The following is a 5,349-nucleotide window of genomic DNA, read 5'->3' on the forward strand; positions in this document are numbered from 1 at the left end:
GAGAGTAGGTAGCTGCCATATTTATTGAAAAAAGCCTTTCAGAAATGAGAGGCTTTTTTATTGCCCTGAACTGTATAAACTTATTATCCTCTTTCTATAACTATTGGTCAAAGGTGCATAAGCCCCTCATAGCCGATGGTACTGCACTCCCGCCGCAGGCGGGACGGGAGCCCCGCCCTGCGGCGGGATAAAATACGGTAGCCATATTTATTCTAAAAGCCTTTCAGAAATGAGAGGCTTTTTTATTGCCCTGAACTGTATAAACTTATTAGTTAGGAGAAGTTTTTTTTATTTGGGTTGGTTTAAAAGAGAAGTTTATATCTCTTATGGTAAACAAAGAGCCTTAAAGAATAATATTTTTTGGTTTACCATATGAATGATATATTTAATTCGTATAAACATTTCCTGCTTTATGAAGATCAATTTTATAATCACCCTGGCCATTGTATTAATCACTGCTTTTGGATGTCAGCGGGGTACTTCTGATCCTTTGAATCCATTAACTGATTCTCTTTCCATTGTATCTTTTACGCCAGTCTCTGCGCATATTGGCGATACCATAAAAATTAAAGGAAAAGGATTTGATCCTACAGGTACAGGAAACCTGATTACAATAAATTCCGTACAACAAATAGTACTGGCAGGCACCGATTCAATCATCCTGATGAAGGTGGCGCCGAATACAACAACCGGGAAAATTTTGCTGAAGGCAAGAAATATGGAGACAATATCTTCTGTTTCATTAGAGGTCATACCTTTATTAAGCATCCTCACTTTAAGCCCTGCTGCCGCATACATTGGAGATACTATTACCATTAAGGGTACCGGGTTTAGCCCATCGGCCCCTGGTAATGTCATAACAATACATAACACGCCTGCACAGGTAATTATGGCTAACGATTCAGTCCTGAAGATCAAAATCCTTCCGGCAACGACTTCAGGGTCGATCACTATCGTTGCTAATGGACAAACAAGCACATCTGCCGGTATTCTTACCATTCTTGATCATGAGATATGGACCAGGAAGCAGGATTTTCCTTTTTCCTGGGCCGGTTCGCTATACCTGAATGGAAATGGTTTTGTAAACGGGTTCTCATCGGCCACAAGAGGATATTATTTTAAAAGCAGTAAACTATGGGAATACGATCCCCTGGCTAACACCTGGGCTTCAAAGCCAAACCTGCCGGTGGCCCGTATAAAGAATTTTACTTTTTCGTTTACCATCGGAACAAAGGCCTATATAGGCCTTGGAGCAGAAAGCCCTGGTGACGTAGCCGGTATGACAAAGGAAGTTTGGGAATATGATATGGCGAACAGTCAATGGACAAGAAAAAATGATTTTCCAGGATCAGCCCGGGTCATGCCGTTCAGTTTTTCCATCAATGGCAATGGTTATGTAGGCGGCGGCGACATATCGAATACCGGCACTCAAATAGTAAAAGATGTATGGCAATATAACCCTATGGCGGATGCGTGGATCAGGGTCGCCGATTTTCCTGTTGCCCAAATTGGAATGACAGGTTTCCAGATCGGCAATACAGGATATGTACTTGAAGCAGGTCAGGGAAATCCAACTGCTCCTGCCGGCAATCTTACCTCAGTTCGTCTTTGGAGTTATGATTCGGCTACTAATATATGGTTGCAAAAAGCGAGTCTTCCCACAACGGGGAGAACAGTTAATTCAGCTACCGTATTTTCAACTGGTGGTAAAGCCTATGCCGCAATCGGTGCCAATGATTCGACTATGGTAAATGGTGTACTAGTTAAAAACGATTTTTGGGAATATAACCCTGTTACCAACACATGGACGAAAAGAACCGATGTCGGAGGTCAGGTTCGTTGGTGGCCAGCTAGCTTCTCCATAGGAAATAAAGGTTACGTCGGATTGGGCAATGGAACCTTCTATACCGCTAACCATACCGATTTTTGGCAATACACACCTGAATAAAATATGGGAAAAGTGAAAAGTTGAAAGGTTGACAAGAGAAGAACCAGTGAGAGGCTCTTTAAGAATTTCTCCCCGCGTTCTCTGCGCTCGCCGCGGTTATAATTAGAAGGCTCTTGCCAGTAAGGCTTCTGCATTCCGGTTGCAGAAATTTTTTAAGAGAGATAAAGTATTGAAAGACTGTGCTTTAACGTAGAAGTACTTGATAATTACCGTATTTTTCAAAAATAGTTTATGGGTTCATTGTATAAAAGAAAAAACTAACTTACTTTGTGCGACGCTAATCACCAAAGAAGAACGCCGTAACCTCTTTAAACGTATCCACCATCCCATGAGAGAGTGTCTCTAAGCCCTGTTAAAGCGCCTGGTTGAACACTCCTGAAAACTACCGTACTCCAAGCTCCCCTGAAGAAACTTAATTCTAGTCAAAGAAAGGCAAAGCATTTAACAGGCATTATTACCTATTCATCGCCAGAAGAAGCCGGAAAGACATAAAAGAAAATAAACATTTGAAATAATGCAGATGTTTGCAACGCTTTTAAAGTTTTCGTCCTCTTGATTATCCACCGTCCTCTGAACTGAATGGCCCCTGGTCATTCCACGAACTACACTATCCACCATCCGTTGAAGCTGCCGTAACAAACTAATTGCATCGCCGTGTCGCAATCAACAAACTACTGCACTATGCAACCATTGCTAACATTCTTCAGGATGACGTTTACCGTCATCCTTTGGTGTTTCAGGGCTATCCGCCAGTATATAACCAACAGGTTTTCTAATGGCCGAAAGCAGGAGGGTTTGCCATCTACCAGTATGAAGTCTTTTTTTGATGGTGGCAAGGTTGCTTCAATGCTTAGTCCCATTCCTTTGGGCTGCTATGCTGGTGCCATTGAAGGTCTGCCTATCAATATTCATTCAACTACTTGTTCTATAAAAACACCAACCACTTTCATCTTATTCAACCAGAGAACTATGCAACCCAAACTACGCTTGCTGGGGATGACCATGGGGGTTATCCTGATGATATTATTTACCACTGTTACGCATGCTCAATACAAGGAAAATGTGGGCTCGGCAACTGTTACCACCGATAAGCCGGATTATGCGCCGAGGTCGAACGCGGTGTTTACAGGTGCGGGATTTATGCCTGGGGATAGTGTCAGACTGAAAGTGAGGAATCTTTCCAGGGCTTGTAATACATATGATCATTCAGATTCTTCTTATCTGCCCTGGACAGTAATTGCAGATGAAAACGGAAGTTTCGTTGCGAATTGGACGGTGTGTGATTGTGCAGGAGATTCTTTAAGATTAAGAGCAGTGGGGGTAAGTTCTCATGATACAGCGTATGCATATTTTTCGGATAATGCTACTGTTACTCCGGCTGCCACAACAGGAACACCCTTGACAATATCCGCTGATAAAGCTGCAAATGCAAATTCCCCAGCATATACGCCACTGGGTACAATCACAATTGCTGCTGGGAACAATAATGATTTCAACAAAAATACTTCTAATCAAACTTTAGTTTTAACTCCTCCAACAAATTGGGAATTTCAACCAAATGTGGGTGCCGTAAGTTTTACAGGAGATAACGCAGTTAGTAGTTCAATTTCTATTACTGCAAGTTTAATAACAGTAACTTTTTCTACTAATAATGCCGGCAATGGACCAAATGATGTTTTAACAATTACAGGGGTACAAGTTCGGCCAACGGACGGAGCGAATGTACCATCTACAGGAAATATAACTAGAAGTGCAACAAGTACAGCAACTATAAGTGGAGTTACCGCAACAACTAATTTCGGTACTCTTACAATGCTTGTTGGCAATGTGAATAAGTTGATTCTTACTCTTCCTGGACAAACGTTTACAGATGCTAATACTGTGGCAGGAAGCGGAAATGCTGGCACAGTAACAATTCAAACTTCAGGGGCATCATTTAACATAAGCAGAATAACAGCAGTTGACCAGTTCCTAAATGTTGTCACTGGATACAGTGGATCAAAAACTTTAACTTATAGTGGCCCTGCCAACGCTGTTACCAATCCTTCTTACACAACATCCGTTAGTTTTGCAAATGGAGTTTCTACAACTACACTAGCAACTACTTTAAAAAAAGCAGAAACAACTACAATTACTGCTACCGATGGAATTGTTACAGGGTTAGCAAGCTCAAATCTGACAGTGAATCCCGGAACTTTAAACAATTTTCTTGTTGAATCCTCAGCTAGTGGCAATATAGGAACTCAAACTCAAGGCAATCCGTTTACTTTAAAAATCACAGCACGAGACGCTGAAAACAATTCTGATAACGCAGGTCCAAACTTATTCAATGGAACCGTTAATGTGACTTCAACCGGCACACTATCAGCAGGAAGTGGAACCACAGCAGCGTTTACAAATGGTGTGTTAAGTTCGCACAGTGTCACCATCTCAAATAGTGGTACGTTTACAATTACAGTGACAAAAACGGGAGGTGGTGCCAGTGGAACTAGTAATTCTTTCTTAGTTAATGCTTCATGTACGGCACCTTCCATTACATCCCAGCCTTCTAACACGACTGTCATTTATGGAACTGATGCAACATTCACAGTAACAGCCAGTGGATCACCAACATTATCTTATCAGTGGGAAGTAAGCACCGACAATGGTGGAAGTTGGAACGGCGTTAGCGGAGCCCAATACTCCACTAATACAACCACGGGGACTTTGACCGTTACTAAGCCAACGATTTCAATGAATAATTATAGATACCGTGTAGTTGTTACAGGTAATTGTAATCCTGCGGCTACAAGTGACGGTGTTGCTAAATTGACAGTGAATACAAGAGCCATTACGGTAACTGCTTCAGCCAATACGAAGACGTATGATGGTACGAACGGTGCTGCAGCTTCGCCAACAATTACTACAGGTACATTGGCGACTGGTGATTTAGCGGTGTTCAGCGAAACATATGATACAAAGAACCAGGGCAGTGGCAAGACTATGACCCCAGCGGTGGTATCTATCTTGGATGGTAGTAATAATAATGTTGCTAGTAACTATAGTGTGACTCTGACCAATAGCACCAATGGAGTGATCACACAGCGCAACCTGACTGTGACAGCAGTAACCGACAGCAAGACCTATGATGCGACAACTGCATCCTCTGCGTCACCAACTGTGGGCTCGCTTCAGGGTACAGATGCGGTGTTGACGGCACCAACCCAGGTGTATGATAATAAGAATGTGGGCAGCACGCACGTGTTGACGGCTTCAGGTCTGACGATCAAGGATGCCGGCAGCGTAGATGTAACGTCCAACTATAACATCACTTATGTGGCTTCACCTGCTACGGGAGTGATCACACAGCGCAACCTGACTGTGACAGCAGTAACCGACAGCAAGACCTATGATGCGACAAC

The 5,349-nt window shown here is 42.7% G+C and carries 2 protein-coding genes; both read left to right on the forward strand.

What is annotated here, in order from left to right; translation table 11 throughout:
- Positions 1-412 precede the first annotated feature (412 nt).
- On the forward strand, positions 413-1,948 hold the full coding sequence (locus tag BP74_RS21510) for an IPT/TIG domain-containing protein (RefSeq protein WP_496377604.1): 1,536 nt from the start codon (positions 413-415) through the stop codon (positions 1,946-1,948).
- A gap of 681 nt (positions 1,949-2,629) precedes the next feature.
- The coding region (locus tag BP74_RS21515; protein WP_496377606.1) for a beta strand repeat-containing protein at positions 2,630-5,349 on the forward strand (2,720 nt) is incomplete at its 3' end.

The sequence above is a fragment of the Flavisolibacter ginsengiterrae DSM 18136 genome, assembly GCF_059568575.1.